Raw genomic sequence first — 18,876 nt, 5'->3', positions numbered from 1 at the left:
GCGTGCACCAGGGACGTGTCGTTTACGGCGCGATCGAGGAAGTCGTGTTCGGCCACCCCGCGGCCGAGGCCGTGGTCGCCCAGATGGACCGGCTGGGGACGCGCCGCGCCTTCCTGATGGTGTCGGGCACGCTCAACCGGCAGACCGACGAAATCGCGAAAATCAAACAGGCCCTGGGCACAAATTGCGCGGGCGTGTTCGATGCGATGCCGGCGCACACCCCGCGGGAGGCGGTGATCGCCGCGACCAATGCGGCGCGCGAAGCGGGCGCCGACCTGATCGTCACCGTGGGCGGCGGCTCGATCACCGACGGCGCCAAGGCGGTGCAGCTCTGCCTCGCCAACGGCATCGACGATGTCGACGGCATCGAGCGCATCCGCGTGCACAAGGGGGTCGCGCCGGAGATGACGGCGCCGACCGTGCGTCAGATCAGCGTCCCGACCACGATCGCCGGCGGCGAGTTCAGCTCGATCGCAGGTGTCACCGAGCGCACCGCCCATGTGAAACAGATGCTGCGGCATCCGCTCAGCGTTCCCCGCGCGACCATCCTCGATCCCGCCATCACGGTGCACACGCCGGAATGGCTGTTCCTGTCGACCGGCATCCGCGCCATCGATCATTGCGTCGAGGCGATCTGCTCGCGCGAGACGCACCCCTATGCCGACGCGCAGTCGGTCAAAGGCCTTGCGATGCTCGCCGACGCGCTGCCACGGGTGAAGGCTGACCCTGCTGACCTCGAGGCGCGAATGGATGCGCAGATCGGCACCTGGCTGTCGATGGGCGCCCTCGCCGCCGGCGTGCCGATGGGGGCAAGCCACGGTATCGGCTACGTGCTGGGCGCGGCCTTCGACGTGCCGCATGGCTACACCTCCTGCGTCATGCTGCCGGCGGTGATGCGCTGGAATGCGCGCGACAATGCCGAGCGCCAGATGATCGTCGCGGCCGCAATGGGCTTTCCCGGCCACGCCGCGGGCGATGTGCTCGATGCCTTCATCCGCTCGCTCGGCATGCCGCGCAGCCTCGCCGATGTACGCGTCTCGCCGGAGCATTTCGACGCGATAGCGGACGCTGCGATGCGCACGAACTGGATTCCGCGCAACCCGCGCAAGATCGACGGCCCCGCGCAGTTGCGCGAAATCCTGCTTCTTGCCGCATGATCTAAAAGCCGGAGGACTGATGTATCCAGGTCAGCATGCCCGCCTGCGCCCGCTCCAGCCCGCCTTCATCATGGCGGTAACAGGCGAGGCCGTCACCTATCGCGAGCTCGATGCGCGCAGCAATCGGCTGGCGCACCTGTTCCGCAAGCACGGCTTGAAGCGGCTCGACCACTATTCGATCTTCATGGAGAACAATTCCCGCTACCTCGAAGCCTGCGGCGCGGGCGAGCGCTCCGGCCTCTACTACACCTGCATCAACTCGTTCCTGACGCCGGGCGAGCTCGCTTATCTCCTGGTCAACAGCCAGTCGAAAATCCTGATCACATCGCTCGCGAAGCTCGATATCGCCCGCGAGGCGATCAAGGTCTGCCCCGACATCAGGCTGTGCATCGTCGCGGATGGTCCCGGCGAGAGCGAGCGCATCGTCGGCCTCACGGAGGTGACCGCCGAGCTGCCGAAGACGCCGATCCCGGATGAATGGCTCGGCACCGCCATGCTGTATTCATCGGGCACGACGGGACGGCCGAAGGGCATTATCCGCCCGCTGCCGGAGGAGCCGCCGAAGCACAACCTGCCGCTGTTCGAGTTCCTCACAAAGCTCTGGCAGTACCGGGAGGGCATGATCTATCTCTCGCCGGCGCCGCTCTATCATTCCGCGCCGCAGGCCGCGGTCAATTTGACGATCCGGATGGGCGGCACCGCGATCATCATGGAAAATTTCGATCCCGAGCGTTACCTCCAGCTCGTCGAGCGGTGGGGTATCACCCACACCCAGCTCGTACCGACGATGTTCTCGCGCATGCTCAAGCTGCCGGAGGAGGTGCGCACGCGCTACGACCTGTCGTCGCTCGAGATCGCGATCCATGCCGCCGCGCCCTGCCCGGCGCTGGTCAAGGACGACATGATCAAATGGTGGGGACCGATCATCCACGAATATTACGGCGCGACCGAAGGCCTTGGCTTCACCGCCTGCAACAGCGCGGAATGGCTGGCCCATCGCGGCACCGTCGGCAAGGTGCTACTCGGCGACCTCCATATTCTCGACGAAAACATGAAGCCATGCCCGACCGGCACGCCGGGACAGGTCTGGTTCAAGACGGCCACGCCATTCGAATATTTCAACGACCCGGAGAAGACTAAGGAAGCGCGCTCGGCCGACGGCAGCATGAGCACGGTCGGCGACGTCGGCTATGTCGACGAGGACCGCTTCCTCTATTTAACGGACCGCGCGACCTTCATGATCATCTCCGGCGGCGTGAACATCTATCCGCAGGAATGCGAGAATTTGTTGATCACCCATCCGAAGGTCGCTGACGCCGCGGTATTCGGCGTGCCCAATCCCGATCTCGGCGAAGAGGTGAAGGCGGTGGTGCAGCCGATGCCCGGCGTCGTGCCGGGCGAGGCACTCGCGGAAGAGCTGATCGCGTTCTGCGGAGCATCGCTGTCGCGGCAAAAGGTGCCGCGGTCGGTCGATTTCGAAAAGGAGTTGCCGCGGCTGCCGACGGGGAAGCTGTACAAGCGGCTGCTGCGGGACCGGTATTGGGGGAACAAGGCGTCAAGGATCGTGTGAGGGGCCACTGTCGTCCTGGCGAACGCCAGGACCCATACCGCGTGATTCCGCAACTGAAGAAGGTAGCAATGCCGAGCGACCAGTCTTCGCCAAACACCTCCCTGGGGTCATGGGTCCTGGCGTTCGCCAGGACGACGCGGGAGCGACGTCTCTCAATTTGTGAGGGAAAACCCCTGCGGCCTTGCGTCATCCGAATTGCCGAGAGAGGAGCAGACCTTGCCGGTTGCCTGACCGCGCGCGCGTCGCTATCGTCCCCTCAAACAGGCCGCAAAGGCCCAAAAGACAACAAGATGTCCAGGGAGGACGAGGATGCGGAGCGTACGAGCGCTCGCCGCGACGGCGGCGCTATCTTTGCTGGCGTTTTCGACCATTGCACTCGCCGGCGAGCCCAAGCAGGGCGGTATTTTGCGGATGTATCACCGCGACAGTCCCGGCAATGCCTCGATCCACGAAGGCGCGACCTACTCGCTCAATGTTCCCTTCATGCCGGTGTTCAACAACCTCGTCATCTACAAGCAGGACGTGGCGCAGAACAGCATGGACACCATCGTGCCAGAGCTCGCCGAGAGCTGGGCCTGGGTCAACGACAACAAGACACTGACCTTCAAATTGCGCCAGGGCGTGAAGTGGCACGACGGCAAGCCGTTCACCTCGGCGGACGTCAAATGCACCTTCGACATGCTGATGGGCAAGTCGCAGCAGAAGTTCCGGCAGAACCCGCGCAAGAGCTGGTACGAACAGGTCAACGACGTCTCCACCAACGGCGATCTCGAGGTCTCCTTCAATCTGAAGCGGCCGCAGCCTTCGCTAATTGCACTGCTGGCCTCGGGCTACACGCCGGTCTATCCCTGCCACGTCTCACCCGGCGACATGCGCACGCACCCGATCGGCACTGGCCCGTTCAAGTTCGTCGAGTTCAAAGCCAATGAATCGATCAAGCTGACTCGCAATCCCGATTATTGGCGCAAGGGGCGGCCCTATCTCGACGGCATCGAGTTCACCATCATCCCGAACCGCTCGACCGCCATTCTCGCCTTCGTCGCCGGCAAGTTCGACATGGCCTTCCCGACCGAAGTGAGCATCCCGCTTCTCAAGGACGTCAAATCGCAGGCGCCGAACGCGGTCTGCGTGGTCGAACCCAACAATGTCGCGACCAACATCATCGTCAATTCGTCTGCGCCGCCGTTCGACAATATCGACATCCGCCGCGCCATGGCGCTGTCGCTCGATCGCAAAGCCTTCATCTCGATCATGTTCGAAGGCCAGGGCGACATCGGCGGCACCATGCTGCCGCCGCCGAACGGGCTGTGGGGCATGCCGAAGGAGATGCTCGAGAGCATTCCGGGCTACGGACCCGACATCAACGCCAACCGCGAGCAAGCAAAAAAACTGATGCAGAAGGCCGGTTATGGGCCGGACAAGCATCTCGCCGTCAAGGTCTCGACCCGCAATATTCCGGTCTACCGCGATCCCGCGGTGATCCTGATCGACCAGCTCAAGAGCATCTATATCGACGGCGAGCTCGACGTGGTCGAGACCGCGAACTGGTTCCCGAAGATCGCGCGCAAGGATTACATGCTCGGGCTCAATTTGACCGGCAATGCCGTCGACGATCCCGACCAGTCGTTTTACGAGAACTATTCCTGTGGCTCCGAGCGCAACTACACCAATTACTGCAACAAGGAGATCGAAAAGCTGTTCGACGTGCAGTCCCAGGAGACCGACGTCAACAAGCGCAAGAAGCTGGTGTGGGACATCGACAAGAAGTTGCAGGAGGACGTCGCCCGCCCGATCATCTTCCACGCACGGACCGGCAGCTGCTGGCAGCCTTACGTCAAGGGCGTGACGGTGATGTCGAACAGCTCGTATAATGGATATCGTTACGAGGATGTCTGGATGGACAAGTAGCGCGGGCGGCTGACGGGTTCGACGGGAGGCGATGCATGTTTGCCTATCTGGTGCGGCGCCTGTTTCTGATGCTCGTGACCCTGTTCGGGATCTCGGTCGTCATCTTCTTCCTGCTGCGTATCGTTCCCGGCAACATCGTCGATATCCTGTTTGCCGCGGCCGGCTATGTCGATCCCGCCGACAAGGCCAATCTGGAAAAAGAGCTCGGCATCGACCAGCCGCTGGTGGTGCAATATTGGCACTGGATCAGCGGTTTTCTGCGCGGCGATTTCGGCTACTCCTACGTCTCCGAGAAACCGGCGCTTCAGGAGATCCTGCCACGGATCCCGATTACCGCACGGCTCGCCGGGCTGGCGTTGTTGTTCTCGGCGTCGATCGGCATTCCGCTGGGCGTCATCAGCGCGGTGAAGCAGGGAACGAGGCTCGATTACGCGTTGCGTGTGGTGAGCCTGAGCGGATTGTCGCTGCCGTCGTTCTGGCTCGGCCTGCTCATCCTCACCGCATCGGTGGCGATGTTCAACCAGATGCCGATCTTCAATCCCAATCCGCAGACCTGGCTGGAGGCCTTCGCGACTTATGCCGTGCCCGCCGCCGCCGTCGGCTTCCGCAGCGCGGCGCTGACCATGCGCATCACCCGATCCTCGATGCTGGAGGTGCTGCGGCAGGACTATATCCGCACCGCGCGTGCCAAGGGCGCATCGGATGCCGCCGTGAACTATCAGCATGCGCTGAAGAATGCGATTTTGCCCGTCATCACCGTGATCGGTATCGAGGCGGCGTTCCTGATCGGCGGCCTCATCGTCACCGAGACCGTGTTCAACATCCCCGGCGTCGCACGCTTCCTGGTCGAGGCGATTCGCTGGCGCGATTATCCGATCGTGCAGAACCTGGTGATGCTGATTGCTGTGGTCGTGGTGAGCGCGAACTTCATCGTCGACATGCTGTACGCCGTGTTCGACCCGCGTATCCGGTACACGGATTAGGAGAACCTGTTGGCCGCGATCGACTATGACGTTGAACTGAGGCGCGCCGGGGCGCACGCGACCGTCGGCTGGCGGCGCGTGCTGTTTTTGGCGCAGCGGCATGTGCTGGGCGCGGCCGGGCTCGTCATCATGACCCTGTTCGTGTTCACCGCGATCTTCGCCGACTTCATCGCGCGTTACGATCCGCTGACGATCGACGCTGCCCGGGCACTGGCGCGCCCAAGCCTGGCACACTGGATGGGGACGGATTCCTTCGGCCGCGATGTCTTCAGCCGCATCATTCATGGCGCGCGGATCTCGCTCGCGGTCGGCATCGGCTCGACGGCACTCGGTGGCTCGATCGGCGTGATCGTCGGCCTGACCTCCGGCTATCTCTCCGGCTGGGTCGATCTCGTGTTCCAGCGCATCTCCGATGTCCTCCAGGCGCTGCCATTACTGGTGCTGGCCCTGATCATGACCGCGGCGCTTGGGCCGTCCTTGCCGAACGTCATCATCGCGATCGCCATTCCGCTGATCCCGACTGTCTCGCGCGTCATCCGCGCCAACACGCTGGCGTTGCGCGAGCTGCCATTCATCGAGGCCGCCAAGTCGATCGGCATGAGCGAGGTACGCATCGCGCTCCGTCACGTACTGCCGAACACGCTGGCGCCACTGATCGTGCTTGCGACTGCCCAGCTCGGCTCGACCATTCTCACGGAAGCCTCGCTCTCCTTCCTCGGCCTCGGCATTCCCGAGCCGTACCCGTCGTGGGGCCGCATGCTCTCCGAATCCGCCGCCGAATATGTCCGCACGGCGCCCTGGCTGGTGATCTTCCCCGGCATCGCCATCAGCCTCGCGGTGTTCGGCGCCAACCTGTTCGGCGACGCCTTGCGCGACATCCTCGATCCCCGGCAGCGCGGCTGATGGCTGACAAATCCGATCTCGTGCTCGAGGTGAAGAACCTGAAGACGGTGTTCTTCACCAACTCCGGTCTGTTTAGGGCGGTCGAGGATGTGTCCTTCACGGTGAAGCGCGGCGAGACGCTGGCGATCGTCGGCGAATCCGGCTGCGGCAAGAGCGTCACTGCGCTTTCGCTGATGCGGCTGGTGCCGGATCCGCCCGGCCGCATCGTCGGCGGCTCTGTCACGCTTGAAGGCACTGATCTGCTGACGCTGGACGAGACTGAGATGCGTGCCGTCAGAGGCAACCGTATCTCGATGATCTTCCAGGAGCCGATGACGTCGCTCAATCCGGTGATGCGGATCGGCGACCAGATCGTCGAGGCCGTGCGGCTGCACCGGAACATGTCGAGTAAAGAGGCTCGGGACATCGCGATCGAGATGCTGCGCCTGGTGCGCATCCCCGAACCGGCTCGGCGCGCGCGGGAATATCCGCATCAACTGTCCGGCGGTATGCGCCAGCGCGCCATGATCGCCATGGCGCTGGCGTGCCGGCCGGCGCTGCTGATCGCGGACGAGCCCACGACTGCGCTCGATGTCACCATCCAGGCGCAAATCCTGGCGCTGATCCTGGACCTTCAGAAGGAGCTCGGTACCGGGCTCGTGCTGATCACGCATGATCTCGGTGTCGTCGCGCAGACAGCGCAGCGCGTCATCGTGATGTATGCGGGACGGAAGGTCGAGGAAGCGAGCGTCGAGGCGCTGTTCGCCGCGCCGAAACATCCCTATACGCGCGGATTGATGGCGTCGATCCCGGCGGTGCCGGCGCCCGGCATCGCCGCGCCGGCACGGCTGAACGAAATTCCGGGCACAGTGCCGTCGCTGGTGCGGCTGCCGAAGGGTTGCGCGTTTGCGCCGCGCTGCAAGCTCGCGATCAAGCGCTGTGAGGCCGAATATCCGCCGCTCATCGATTGGGGCGGCGGCCATCTCGCCGCCTGCTGGCGCGCCGCTGAAGTCGCGGAGGTGGCATGACCGAGGCGCTGCTCGAAGTCACTGACCTCAAGAAGCACTATCCGGTGCGCGCGGGCGTGTTGCGCCGACAAATTGGCACAGTGCATGCAGTCGACGGCGTCTCGTTCTCGGTTGGGGTCGGCGAGACGCTGGGCCTCGTCGGCGAATCCGGTTGCGGCAAGTCCACGGTGGCGCGTAGCGTGCTGCGGCTGGTCGAGCCGACCTCCGGCCAGATCCGCCTCGAAGGCGAGGACATCACGCATCTCTCCAAGTCCGCGCTGCGTCCGCATCGCCGCTCAATGCAGATCGTGTTCCAGGATCCGTTCGCCTCGCTCAACCCGCGCATGACTGCCGGAGACATCGTGGGCGAGCCGCTGTTCGTGCACGGGCTCGCGACCGGCAAAGCGCTGGAGGCGCGTACCGCCAACCTGTTCGAGCAGGTTGGCTTGCGGCCGGACCAGATGCGGAATTTTCCGCACCAATTCTCCGGCGGCCAGCGCCAGCGCATCTGCATCGCCCGCGCGCTGGCGCTGGGGCCGCGGCTGATCGTCTGCGACGAGCCGGTCTCCGCGCTCGACGTCTCGATCCAGGCGCAGGTGATCAACCTCCTGATCGACCTGCAACGCGAGCACGGCTTCTCCTACCTCTTCATCGCGCATGACCTCGCGGTGGTCGCCCATATCAGTCACCGCGTGGCCGTGATGTATCTAGGTCGCATCGTCGAGATTGCCGGCAAGGACGAGTTGTTCGCAAATCCGCGCCATCCCTATACACAGGCGCTGCTCGCCTCGGTGCCGGTCGCCAACCCGCTCGCCAAGAAGCTCGTGCCGCTGGTCGACGGCGATGTGCCAAGCCCGGTCAATCCGCCGCCGGGATGCGCGTTTCACACCCGCTGCCGGTTTGCGATGGAGCGATGCAGGACGGAACGGCCGGCGTTGGTGGACGCGGGCGACGGGCACCAGGTCGCGTGTTTGCTCAATGACGGGACGGGGCGGAGCCAATAGCTGCGCTGTCGTCCCGGCGAAGGCCGGGACCCATAGCCACAGGATCGGGTTTGGCGAAGACTCGGAGTTACCTGCTCGCCCTGTAACCGCTGCCTAGGAGTATGGGTCCCGGCCTTCGCCGGGACGACGGGTTGAGTTCGGGGTGCGCTACTCCGCCCCGATCTCGGCCACGATCCGGCCGGTCGTAACCTGCTCGCCCTCGGCGACGCCGATCGCGGCGACGACGCCGTCGATGCCGGCCTTGTGGACGTGCTCCATCTTCATCGCTTCCAGCGTCAGCACCGGCTGACCGACGATGACGCGGTCGCCCGGCTTGACCAGGACGGCAACGACGCGGCCGTTCATGGCAGCACGAACCTTGCCGTCTCCGTTGCTTGCGGCGGCCTTCGGCGCGGCGAGCGTGAGATCGGTCGCCGCGAGCGGGATGCCGCGGCGCTGGAGGTGGAGACGTTCGCCATCGCGCAGGAATTTTGCACTGTCCGTCACGCCGTCATGGCGGAAGCGAATCATGTCGAGATCGAGCTGGTCGATCTCGAATTTGTCTCGACGGCCGTCACTGGCAACGGTGTAGCTGCCATCGCGCTCCCGCGTGACTTCGAGCTCAAGCGCGTGGCCTGCGATCTCGATTTTCGCCGGTAGCGGGAACGTTGCCGCGAGGCTCCGTCCGCGGCGCCACGACGGTGCCTGCGGGTTCGTGACGTAGAGCAGCAAGCCGGCCAAAGCCATATCGAATGCAGCGTCCGCGCGCGGCGCCAGCAACTCGTCGCTGTGCGCACCAATGAACGCCGTCGTCGCTTCGCCCTTGGCAAAGCCGGGATGACGCAGGCAGGACATCAGGAACGCCTGATTGGTCGTCACACCGAATCCGGTCAGTTGCTCCAGACCGACGATCAGCCGCCCCCTCGCCTCCTCGCGGCTCGCACCATGGCCGATCACCTTGGCGATCATGGAATCGTAGAACGGCGGAATCTCGGAGCCCGATTGCAGCGCATGCTCGACGCGGATGCCTTCCGGCACCTGCCAGCGCGCCATGCGCCCGGACTGCGGCATGAAATCATGCGCGGCATCCTCCGAGCACAGCCGCACCTCGATGGCGTGGCCCGTGAAGCGAATGTCCTGCTGCTTAACCGGCAATGGCTCGCCGCGCGCGACGCGCAGCTGCAATTCGACGAGATCAAGCCCGGTGATCGCCTCGGTCACGGGATGCTCGACCTGGAGGCGGGTGTTCATTTCCATGAAGTAGAATTCGCCGCTCGCATCGAGCAGAAATTCGAGCGTGCCGGCGCCCTCGTAGCGCAGCGCCTTCACCGCAGCGACCGCGACGTCGCCCATCTTCGCGCGCAGTTCCAGCGTCACAGCGGGCGACGGTGCCTCCTCGATCAGCTTCTGGTGGCGCCGCTGCACCGAGCAATCGCGTTCGCCGAGATGGATGGCGTTGCCATAGCTGTCGCCGAACACCTGAATTTCAATGTGACGGGGATTCTGGATGGCGCGTTCGAGGATCACGGTCGGATCGCCAAACGCCGCCTTTGCCTCGGACCGCGCGCTACGCAGCGCATCAGGAAACGACGCCGCGTCCGTCACGAGCCGCATGCCGCGTCCACCGCCGCCGGCGACGGCCTTGATCATCACGGGAAAGCCGATCTCCTTGGCTTCCGCCAGCATCACCTCATCGCCCTGATTGGCACCCTGATAGCCGGGCACGACGGGCACGCCGGCCTTTTTCATGATCTCCTTGGCACCGGCCTTGTTGCCCATCGACTCGATCGCCTGCGGCGACGGGCCGATGAAGACGAGCCCAGCATCCTTGCAGGCCTGCGCAAACTCCTCGTTCTCGGCGAGGAAGCCATAGCCGGGATGAACGGCATCCGCGCCGCTGGCCTTTGCGGCCGCAACGATCGCGGGAATGTTGAGGTAGGACTGCGCCGGGAGCGGCTCGCCGATGCGCACGGCCTGGTCGGCCTCTTGCACATGGAGCGCGTCGCGATCCGCATCCGAATAGACCGCGACGACGCCGAGGCCGAGCTTCCGCGCACTGCGCATCACCCGCAACGCGATCTCGCCGCGATTGGCGACCAAGAGCTTGAAGAATGGCCGGTGCTGCGTTGATCCGTTCCTCATGGGCGAGCCACCGAAAACTGCATGCGCTGGGGTGTACGCGCATCGCCCTCGCGGCAGATGGCGAGCACTTCCGACAGCACCGCGCGGGTATCGCGCGGATCGATCACGCCGTCGTCGAGCACCCGCGCGCTGGTCGAGAACACGTCCATCTGGCCGTCGAACACGCCGACGATCTGCGCCTTCATAATATCGAGCTTTTCTTTCTCCACCGGCTTGCCGCGGCGCGCTGCTGCGGCTTCGGTGACGATCGCCATGGTCTCGGCGGCCTGCTCACCGCCCATTACGGCAGTCTTGGCGTTGGGCCAGGAGAAGCAGAAGCGCGGATGGAAGCCGCGCCCGCACATGCCGTAATTGCCGGCACCGAACGAGGCACCGCAATAGACCGTGATCTGCGGCACCGTCGCCGACGTCACCGCCTGGATCATTTTGGAGCCGTGCTTGATCATGCCGGCTTCTTCGTAAGCTTTTCCGACCATGTAGCCGGTGGTGTTGTTCAGATACAGCAATGGCGTGCGGGTTTGACAGCAAGCCTGGATGAAATGCGTCGCCTTGTTCGCACCGGCCGGATCGAGCGGACCGTTGTTGGTGATGATGCCGATCGCCTGGCCTTCGATGCGGGCATGGCCGCAAACAGTGGCCGGGCCGTAGTTCGGCGCCATCTCGGTGAAATCGGAATCATCGACGATGCGCGCGATGACCTGTTTCATGTCCACGGAGCGCTTGTGGTCCATCGGCATGATGCCAAGCAGTTCGTCCTGGTCGTAGCGTGGCAGCTTGTATTGCGCAGCTCCCTTGTCCGGCCGCTCCCATTGCAGCGCCGCCATGATCTCGCGCGCGATGCGCAGGGCGTCGCGGTCGTCTTCGGCGAGGTAGTCGCCAAGTCCCGACACCTGCGTGTGCATCTCGGCGCCGCCAAGCTCCTCCTCGGTCGCGATCTCGCCGGTGGCGGCCTTCAGCAGCGGCGGCCCGGCGAGGAAGGCGCGGGTGCGGCCACGGACCATGACGATGTAGTCGGACAGGCCGGTCTGATAGGCGCCGCCGGCGGTCGAGGAGCCATGCGTCACGGTCACGACGGGTAACCCGGCTGCCGAAAGCCGCGCGAGATTGCGGAAGATGTTGCCGCCGCGAACAAAATCCTCGACGCGATATCGCAACAGATTGGCGCCGGCGCTTTCGACCAGCTGCACATAGGGCAGCTTGTTTTCCAGCGCGAGCTCCTGCACGCGTATCGTCTTGTCCAGGCCGTAGGGTTGAAGCGCGCCGGCATCGATGCCGGAATCGTTGGCGCTGACCATGCAGCGGATCCCCGAGACGAAGCCGATGCCGGCGATGACGCCGCCGCCGGGCACGCTCTTGTCGGCATCCGGCAGGTCGAACATGTAGCCGGCGAGCGTGGACAGCTCGATGAAGGGTGCGCCGGGATCGAGCACAAGCGCGACGCGCTCGCGCGGCAACAGCTGGCCGCGCTTATGGAAACGGTCTTTCGCCGCGGCCGACGCCGCACGGGTGCGCTCTTCCAGCGCGCGCATACGGTCGATCAGGCCAAGCATGCCGTCGCGGTTGGCAAGGTAGGCTGCGCTGCCGGGGGAGATGGTGTTTTCGAGAATGGACACAGTTTTACTCCGTCATTCCGGGGCGATGCGAAGCATCGAACCCGGAATCTCGAGGTTCCGGGTTCGCGCTTTCGCACGCCCCGGAACGACGTTTAGCGATTCGTCCCAAAAATCTTCCGCGCTTCCGCCGGGCTCGCGATCTCGCGGCCCGCACGGCGGGCGCAGGCGGCGATGGCCTCGATCAGCTGGCCGTTCGACGTCACCTTCTTGCCGTCGGCGAGATAGAAGGCATCTTCGAGACCGGTGCGCAGATGACCGCCGAGCTCGGCGCAGCGCTGATGCAGCGGCCAGATCTCTTCGCGGCCGATCGCGGTGACCTGAAAATGCCCTTCAGGACGCTTCAGCTTGATCAGGATCGGCAGCAGATCGGGATCCGACGGCATGCCGGAGGCGACGCCCATCACGAAGTTATATTCGAGCGGACCCTTGTACATGCCGACCTGGCGGTACATGCCAACGCAGCGGACGATGCCGACGTCAAAGCATTCGAATTCGGGGATGCTGCCGACCGCGTTCATGACGTCGAGGTAGTCCTTCACCTTCTCGACTGCATTGTCGAACATCATCGGCGGCCAGGCCCAGCTGTTGTCGGCCTTCACCTTCAGGTAATTCAGCGAGCCGGCGTTGCAGGCCGCGATCTCCGGCCTGGTCTCGCGGATGCAATCCAGCGCGCCGCTGTAGTTCGGCCCGGAGACGCCGGAGGTGTGATTGATGATCACGCCGGGGCAGGATTCGCGAATCGCTTGCTGGATCTCCTTGCTGACGCTGACCTCCCAGGACGGCAGATGCCCCTTGTCCGGCGCCTGCTGGCGCAGATGGATGTGCATGATGGACGCGCCGGCATCGAACGCAGCCTTGGCCTCGCGCGCCATCTGCTCGGGCGTGACAGGCACGTTGTGCTGCTTCGGGTCGGTGAGCACGCCGTTCAGCGCGCAGGTGATGACGGCCTTGTCACTCATGCCTTGAATGTCTCGCACGTTGATAATTCAACGTTTGCGATCATGTGATGGGCGGCATGCGGCTTCTTGCGCGGAGAAGCTGGAAAAAGGCGAGAAATCGTAGCAACCATTAAAGGCTAGGCGGCTTTTTCGGTCCAGGGCGTGCCGCGTTGTACGACAGTATTGGCGTAGATCAGGAGCTTGCGGGCGCAGGCGACGAGTGCTGCGTTGTGGACTTTGCCCTTCGCGATGAGGCGGGCGTACAGCGCGATCAGAGCCTTGTTCCAACGGAAGGCAGCTGGAAGGGCGGCGGCGAACAGGGATCGCCGCAGGCGGCTGCGGCCTCCGGCGATTTTGCGCTGTCCGCGTTGTTGTCCGCTATCCGCGTCGAACGGAGCCAACCCGGCCAAGGCTGCGGCTTGCTCACGGCTGACGCGACCGAGCTCGGGCATGCGGATGACGATCGCCAGTGCCGTCCGCTCGCCGATGCCGGGAACGCTCAGCACCAGCTTGAGCCGCTTGGCGAGGTCGTCGTAGGCACGAAGCCGCTTGGCAATGTCACGGATCTGCGCCGCCTTGCGTGCCTTCAACCGGGCGATGTCGCTGTCGACGATGCGTCGCAACGCAGGCTCGTCGATGTGCTCGAGACGGGTCTTGAAGCGCCGGATGTCTTCCTCGATCTGCTCAAGAAAGGTCAGATAGTCGGCCAATTCCGTCAATCGCGGATCCGGCGCGATCTCAGGGGGATCGAGCGCCGCAGCACAGGCGGCGATCAATACGGCGTCGAGCGCGTCGTTCTTGGCCCGGCGTAAATGGACCTTGGCGAACGCCTTGACCTGAAGCGGCTGCAGCAACAGCACGGTAAAACCGGCCGATCGCAAATGCTCGACCACGCCGCGTTCATAGCCGCCAGTGGCCTCGATCCCGACCCGCGTGACGCCGGCCTTGGCCAGGCTTGCTGCCAGAGCGCGCCAGCCCGGTAAAGCATTGGCGACCTGCCAGCGTTCGGTTCGACCGTGGACCGCGACGTCCAGCTTGGCCTTGGACGTATCGATTCCGGCCGTCGTTATGTTAGTCTGTGTCATCTTCGTCGACCCTGCCTTGTGAAGCGAACCAAGTTGTTCCGGCAACCATCCGGGTCCGATGAAGGTGCTGACGCGATCACGCTACGGGGCAGCCACAAACTGCTCTGGGTGGGCTCGCTCCGATCGCCAGCGGCCTGTCGCGGGGTGCAAACCGCGGCAGGCCATTCCTCACGGAACGTGTCCAGGATAACTGATCGCGCTATTACAAGGGTGGGCAAAGGCGCTCTTGCGCCGTGCCCACCATCTCTCAACACCTCAAGAAGGTGGTGGGCACGCTTTCGCTTTGCCCACCCTACGATGCTAGCTCGCCTCCGCAAGCCTCACCGTCTCGCTGCTGCGATAGATCGCAAGATCGCGCGAGCCGACGAAGATCGCGCGTGGCTTCAAGCCATAGAAGCGGCGGATCGAGTGGCTGAAATGGGTGCTGTCGGGATAGCCGATGTCCTGCGCGAGATGGGCGAGGTTGAGGTCCTGGTTGGCGAAGTGCAGCAGGTGCCGCGCCCGCTTCCAGGCGCGGAAGGAGCGGAACGAGATGCCGGTCTCCTCCTTGAACAGATGCAGGAAACGCGAAGCGGAAAGTCCGGCGTCCGCCGCACAAGTGTCCGCCGTCACGGGCTCGCCCGTGAAGCGGCCGATACGGGCGACCGCACGCGTCACGCGGGGATCGAGCACGCGGCGCGGCAGCGCTTCGCCAAAACACATCTCGTCGAATTCGGCGGTGGTGATGTCGCCGTAGCGGCGCTGGCGCAGCAGCGTGTAGGCGGCGAGGATCTTGCGGGCATAGACGGCCCTGTCGGGTCCGGTGAGCCGCTCGGCCAGGACCTCGATCACGCCATCAGGCATGCTCTCCGGCTCCAGCGTGACGCTGATCGCGGTGCGGTAGTCGCTGGCAATGGAATGCCGCTGGTTCGGCAGGGTGACGAACAGCTCGCCGGTGGCGAGGGCATCGTCGATCGTCAGATGCAGGCTGCCCTTGACCGCGACATAGACATGACAGCAGCCGGGCGTTCGCTTGCGGGGGCGGCCGAGCAGGCCGGCATAGAATACCCGCTCCGGCGTGATCAGCATCAAATGGTCGGATTCGCGACCGTTATCTTCCATTGGGATCCTCCTCGCGCGGCTCTTTGGCCGCTGCGGACGGAGGTCACCTTAGCGGAAATCTGGGCGCTGTCACGGCGGGATAGCGCTATCATGAAGCGCAAAAGGTCGGCACTCCGCGAGGGGTGATGCCGAGCCGGAACTCCTGCCAACATCGTCGTCCTGGACAAGCGCAGCGGAGCGGAGCGCCGATCCAGGACCCATTACCCCAGGGCGGAGTTGCAGCGCGAGGGAGACAACCCCGGGCCTTCGTCAAATTAATCCCTGGGGTAATGGGTCCTGGCTTTCGCCAGGAAGACGATTAAGCCCTCACTCTTGGCGCCACGTTCTGCTCGACACCGGCCTGTTGCTCCGCAGCAACCGCGCGCTTGAAACCATCGCGCTGCTGCAGGCGCGCCCAATAGGCTGCGACATTTGGCCCAAAATCCTTGGCAAGCCCGATAGTATCGGCGAGGCGGAGCGCGTAGCCGATCACGATGTCGGCGGCGGTGAAGCGGCCAGCACACAAGGCCTCGGTATTCGCGGTGGCTGCCTCGACGGCGCGCAGCCGGCCCAAGAACCATTTGGCATAGTCGCCGGCGACCTGCGGATTGCGGCGCTCTTCCGGCTCGAGCTGGGTGTATCGGAGCACCAGCGTCTGCGGGAAGGTTAACGTGGCGTCGCTGAAATACATCCAGTTCAGGAACGCGCCATAGGCGGGATCCTCAGGTCTCACCATCAGCGGCGTCGGCCCGTGTTTGATGCCGAGATAATGGCAGATCCCGGACGATTCCGTCATCCTGGTCTCGCCATCGACCATGAAGGGAATGGTACCCAGCGGATTGAGCGCGAGGTATTCCTTGGCGAACACCCGCGGCGGGAACGGCAGCATCTTCAATTCGTAGGGAAGCCCCATTTCCTCCAACATCCAGAGCGGACGGAAGGAGCGTGCGCCGTCGCAATGATAAAGCGTGATCATCAGGAACTTCCCTTGCTGCCGGGCAGCGTGCCCATCATCTTGCACAGGACCATCAGCATGACCTCGTCGGCGCCACCGCCAATCGAGGTCAGGCGGCTGTCGCGATAGGCGCGGCTGACCGGCGTCTCGTTGGTAAAGCCCATCCCACCCCAATATTGCAAGCAGGCGTCGGTCAGCTCGCGGCCGAGCCGGCCGGCCTTCAGCTTGGCCATGGTCGCAAGTTTCGTGACATCCTCGCCCGCCACCAGCGCCTCACCGGCGCGGTAGATCAGCGCGCGCAACAGCTCGACCTCGGTTTGCATCTCGGCCAGCTTGAAGTGGACCACCTGGTTGTCGAGGATCGACGTCCCAAAGGCCTTGCGATTGCGGGTGTATTCGATGGTCTCGTTGATGATGTATTCGTGCGCCTTCAGGCAGGCCGCCGCACCCCAGAGCCGTTCCTCCTGGAACTGGATCATCTGGTAGGTAAAGCCCTTGCCCTCCTCGCCGATCCGGTTGCGCTTGGGCACGCGGACGTTGTCGAAGAATATCTGCGCAGTGTCGGAGGAGCGCATGCCCAACTTGTCGAGCTTGCGCGCGAGGGTGACGCCCTTGGTCTTCATGGGCACGCAGATCAGTGACTTGTTGCGGTGAACGGGTCCGTCGCCGGTATTGGCGAGCAGGCAGATCCAGTCGGCCTGGGTGCCGTTGGTGATCCACATTTTGCCGCCGTCGATGACGTAATCGTCGCCGTCCGCGCGCGCATTGGTCTTGATCGAGGCGACGTCAGACCCTGCGCCGGGTTCGGAGACGCCGATGCAGGCCACATAGTCGCCAGAGATCGAGGGCGCCAGGAATTCGCGCCGCACCTCATCGGAGCCGAACCGCGCCAGCGCCGGCGTCGCCATGTCGGTCTGCACCCCGATCGCCATCGGCACGCCGCCGCAATTTATGGCGCCAAGCTCCTCCGCCATCATCAGCGCATAGGAATAGTCGAGGCCGGGAGCCGCCGAATTCGACGGGCTTGTTCAGCCCGAGAAAGCCGAGGCTGCCCATCTTCTTGAACAGCGCGTGCGCCGGGAAGATGTCAGCTTTTTCCCATTCATCGACATGAGGATTGATTTCGTTAGCGATGAATTTTTGCAAGCTTCGGCGGATCTCGTCGTGATCGGCGGTAAACAGCATTTTGTCAGCTCAGCTCTCGGTATCTCTGATGTGCTCGTCATGGCCGGGCTTGTCCCGGCCATCCACGCCTTCGTCACCCGGCAGCAAGAACGTAGATGCCCGGACAAGCCCGAGCATGACGGAGGGGACGTTCACAGCCCCATCTGCCGCGACGCGAGATCCTTCATGATCTCCTCGGTGCCGCCGCCGATGGCGTTGACCTTGACCTCACGGTAGATGCGCTCGGCCTTGATGCCGCGCATGAAGCCTGCGCCGCCAAAAATCTGCACAGCCTCGGAGGCGCAGAATGCCATGGTCTGCGTCGCCTGGTTCTTCATCATGCAGATTTCGGCGACCGGGCTTTCGCCCTGCTCCAGCCGCCAGGCCAGCATCTCCAGCATCGCTTGCGAAGCGGCGACCTTCTGCGCCATGTCGACGATCTTGTGGCGGATCACCTGATGCTGCGCGAGCGGCTTGCCGAAGGTCTTGCGCTCCTTGGCATAGGCGATCGCTTCGTCGAGGCAGACGCGCGCGAACGCGGTGCAGCCCGCTGCCATGCCCATGCGCTCGCTGTTGAAATTCCGCATGATGATCTTGAAGCCCTGGCCTTCCTCGCCGATCAGATTTTCCGCCGGCACGCGGCACTCGTCGAAATGCAGCGTCGCGGTATCGGAGGCCCACCAGCCCATCTTCTTCAATTTAGTCCGGGACAAGCCCGGCGTATCCCCCTCGATCAGGAGCAGGCTGACGCCGCCGGCGCCCTCGCCGCCGGTGCGCACCGCAACGGTCAGATAGTCGGCACGCATACCCGAGGTGATGAAGGTCTTCTCGCCGCTCACGACGTAGTGATCGCCGTCGCGCCGCGCCTTGGTCCGGAGGCTCGCAACATCAGAACCGCCGCCCGGCTCGGTGATCGCGAGCGCGGAGATTTTCTCACCCGCGAGCACCTGGGGCAGCACGCGCGCCTTGACCTCGGGGCGCGCGGCCCGCGCGACCGGCGGCGAACCGATCGTATGGCTCATCAGGCTGGCGCTGATGCCGCCGGCGCCGGCCCGCGCCAGCTCCTGGCTGGCGACGATCTTCATGAACTGGTCGGCGGCGATCCCGCCATATTCCTCGGGAAATCCGAGCCCCAAGAGTCCGATCTCGGCCGCCTTGCGATAAAGCGCGCGCGGGAATTCGCCGGCCTCGTCCCACTCGTGGGCGAAGGGTGCAATCTCCTTGTCGACGAAGCGGCGCATCACGTCCCGAAAGGCGTCATGCTCGGCGGTATAGAACGGGCTCATCATCGCACTCTCGCCTCGCTGGCGGATTCGTCTCGTTCACCATGGCTGGAACCTTAGCGGCTCACTTGCGCGGAGTGGCTGGCCAAGGCTTCCCGCCGAGCAGGCCCGCTCCAGCAACTCAAC

The 18,876-nt window shown here is 64.2% G+C and carries 14 protein-coding genes and 1 pseudogene; 7 read left to right on the top strand and 8 right to left on the bottom strand.

What is annotated here, in order from left to right:
* Positions 1-2: 2 nt before the first annotated feature.
* The 7 genes from AC0L21_RS33735 to AC0L21_RS33705 all read left to right on the top strand — a co-directional run bounded on the left by AC0L21_RS33735 (position 3) and on the right by AC0L21_RS33705 (position 8,511).
* Complete coding sequence (locus AC0L21_RS33735) at positions 3-1,157, top strand: iron-containing alcohol dehydrogenase (protein ID WP_473265967.1); 1,155 nt, start codon at positions 3-5, stop codon at positions 1,155-1,157.
* 19 nt (positions 1,158-1,176) lie between these two features.
* A complete protein-coding gene (locus AC0L21_RS33730) occupies positions 1,177-2,727 on the top strand; it encodes an AMP-binding protein (RefSeq protein ID WP_473265966.1) in 1,551 nt (516 codons plus the stop codon).
* 309 nt (positions 2,728-3,036) lie between these two features.
* A complete protein-coding gene (locus AC0L21_RS33725) occupies positions 3,037-4,635 on the top strand; it encodes an ABC transporter substrate-binding protein (RefSeq protein ID WP_473265965.1) in 1,599 nt (532 codons plus the stop codon).
* Positions 4,636-4,670: 35 nt separating this feature from the next.
* Complete coding sequence (locus AC0L21_RS33720; RefSeq protein WP_473265964.1) at positions 4,671-5,618, top strand: ABC transporter permease; 948 nt, start codon at positions 4,671-4,673, stop codon at positions 5,616-5,618.
* A gap of 9 nt (positions 5,619-5,627) precedes the next feature.
* Positions 5,628-6,521 carry an ABC transporter permease gene (locus AC0L21_RS33715; RefSeq protein WP_473265963.1) on the top strand — a complete coding sequence of 298 codons (894 nt, stop codon included), beginning with the start codon at positions 5,628-5,630 and terminating at the stop codon, positions 6,519-6,521.
* Positions 6,521-7,528, top strand: coding sequence for an ABC transporter ATP-binding protein (locus AC0L21_RS33710; RefSeq protein WP_473265962.1), 1,008 nt, complete (start codon positions 6,521-6,523; stop codon positions 7,526-7,528). Before AC0L21_RS33715 ends, AC0L21_RS33710 begins: the two co-directional genes overlap by 1 nt.
* Positions 7,525-8,511, top strand: coding sequence for an ABC transporter ATP-binding protein (locus AC0L21_RS33705; RefSeq protein WP_473265961.1), 987 nt, complete (start codon positions 7,525-7,527; stop codon positions 8,509-8,511). The genes AC0L21_RS33710 and AC0L21_RS33705 overlap by 4 nt, the downstream gene beginning before the upstream one ends.
* 147 nt (positions 8,512-8,658) lie before the next feature.
* Here AC0L21_RS33705 and AC0L21_RS33700 read toward each other — a convergent pair whose 3' ends face one another.
* The 8 genes and pseudogenes from AC0L21_RS33700 to AC0L21_RS33665 all read right to left on the bottom strand — a co-directional run bounded on the left by AC0L21_RS33700 (position 8,659) and on the right by AC0L21_RS33665 (position 18,756).
* Complete coding sequence (locus AC0L21_RS33700) at positions 8,659-10,632, bottom strand: acetyl/propionyl/methylcrotonyl-CoA carboxylase subunit alpha (protein WP_473265960.1); 1,974 nt, start codon at positions 10,630-10,632, stop codon at positions 8,659-8,661.
* Positions 10,629-12,245, bottom strand: coding sequence for an acyl-CoA carboxylase subunit beta (locus AC0L21_RS33695; RefSeq protein WP_473265959.1), 1,617 nt, complete (start codon positions 12,243-12,245; stop codon positions 10,629-10,631). The genes AC0L21_RS33700 and AC0L21_RS33695 overlap by 4 nt, the downstream gene beginning before the upstream one ends.
* A gap of 92 nt (positions 12,246-12,337) precedes the next feature.
* Positions 12,338-13,204 carry a beta-keto acid cleavage family enzyme gene (locus AC0L21_RS33690; protein WP_473265958.1) on the bottom strand — a complete coding sequence of 289 codons (867 nt, stop codon included), beginning with the start codon at positions 13,202-13,204 and terminating at the stop codon, positions 12,338-12,340.
* 116 nt (positions 13,205-13,320) lie between these two features.
* On the bottom strand, positions 13,321-14,268 hold the full coding sequence (locus AC0L21_RS33685; RefSeq protein ID WP_473265976.1) for an IS110 family RNA-guided transposase: 948 nt from the start codon (positions 14,266-14,268) through the stop codon (positions 13,321-13,323).
* A gap of 300 nt (positions 14,269-14,568) precedes the next feature.
* Entirely contained in the window at positions 14,569-15,369 is an 801-nt protein-coding gene (locus AC0L21_RS33680) for an AraC family transcriptional regulator (protein ID WP_354205983.1), read from the bottom strand.
* Positions 15,370-15,667: 298 nt separating this feature from the next.
* The gene (locus AC0L21_RS33675; protein ID WP_473265957.1) at positions 15,668-16,324 is read right to left on the bottom strand and encodes a glutathione S-transferase family protein; all 657 of its coding nucleotides are present in this window, start codon (positions 16,322-16,324) and stop codon (positions 15,668-15,670) included.
* A pseudogene (locus AC0L21_RS33670) lies at positions 16,324-17,488 on the bottom strand (acyl-CoA dehydrogenase family protein). Before AC0L21_RS33670 ends, AC0L21_RS33675 begins: the two are co-directional and overlap by 1 nt.
* 131 nt (positions 17,489-17,619) lie before the next feature.
* Positions 17,620-18,756 (bottom strand): acyl-CoA dehydrogenase family protein, encoded by a 1,137-nt coding sequence (locus tag AC0L21_RS33665; RefSeq protein ID WP_473265956.1) that lies wholly within the window; start codon positions 18,754-18,756, stop codon positions 17,620-17,622.
* Positions 18,757-18,876 lie beyond the last annotated feature (120 nt).

Source organism: Bradyrhizobium sp. WSM4873 (assembly GCF_055811355.1).
Note: the sequence above shows the minus strand (reverse complement) of the source record. Positions and strands in the feature narration are given on the sequence as shown.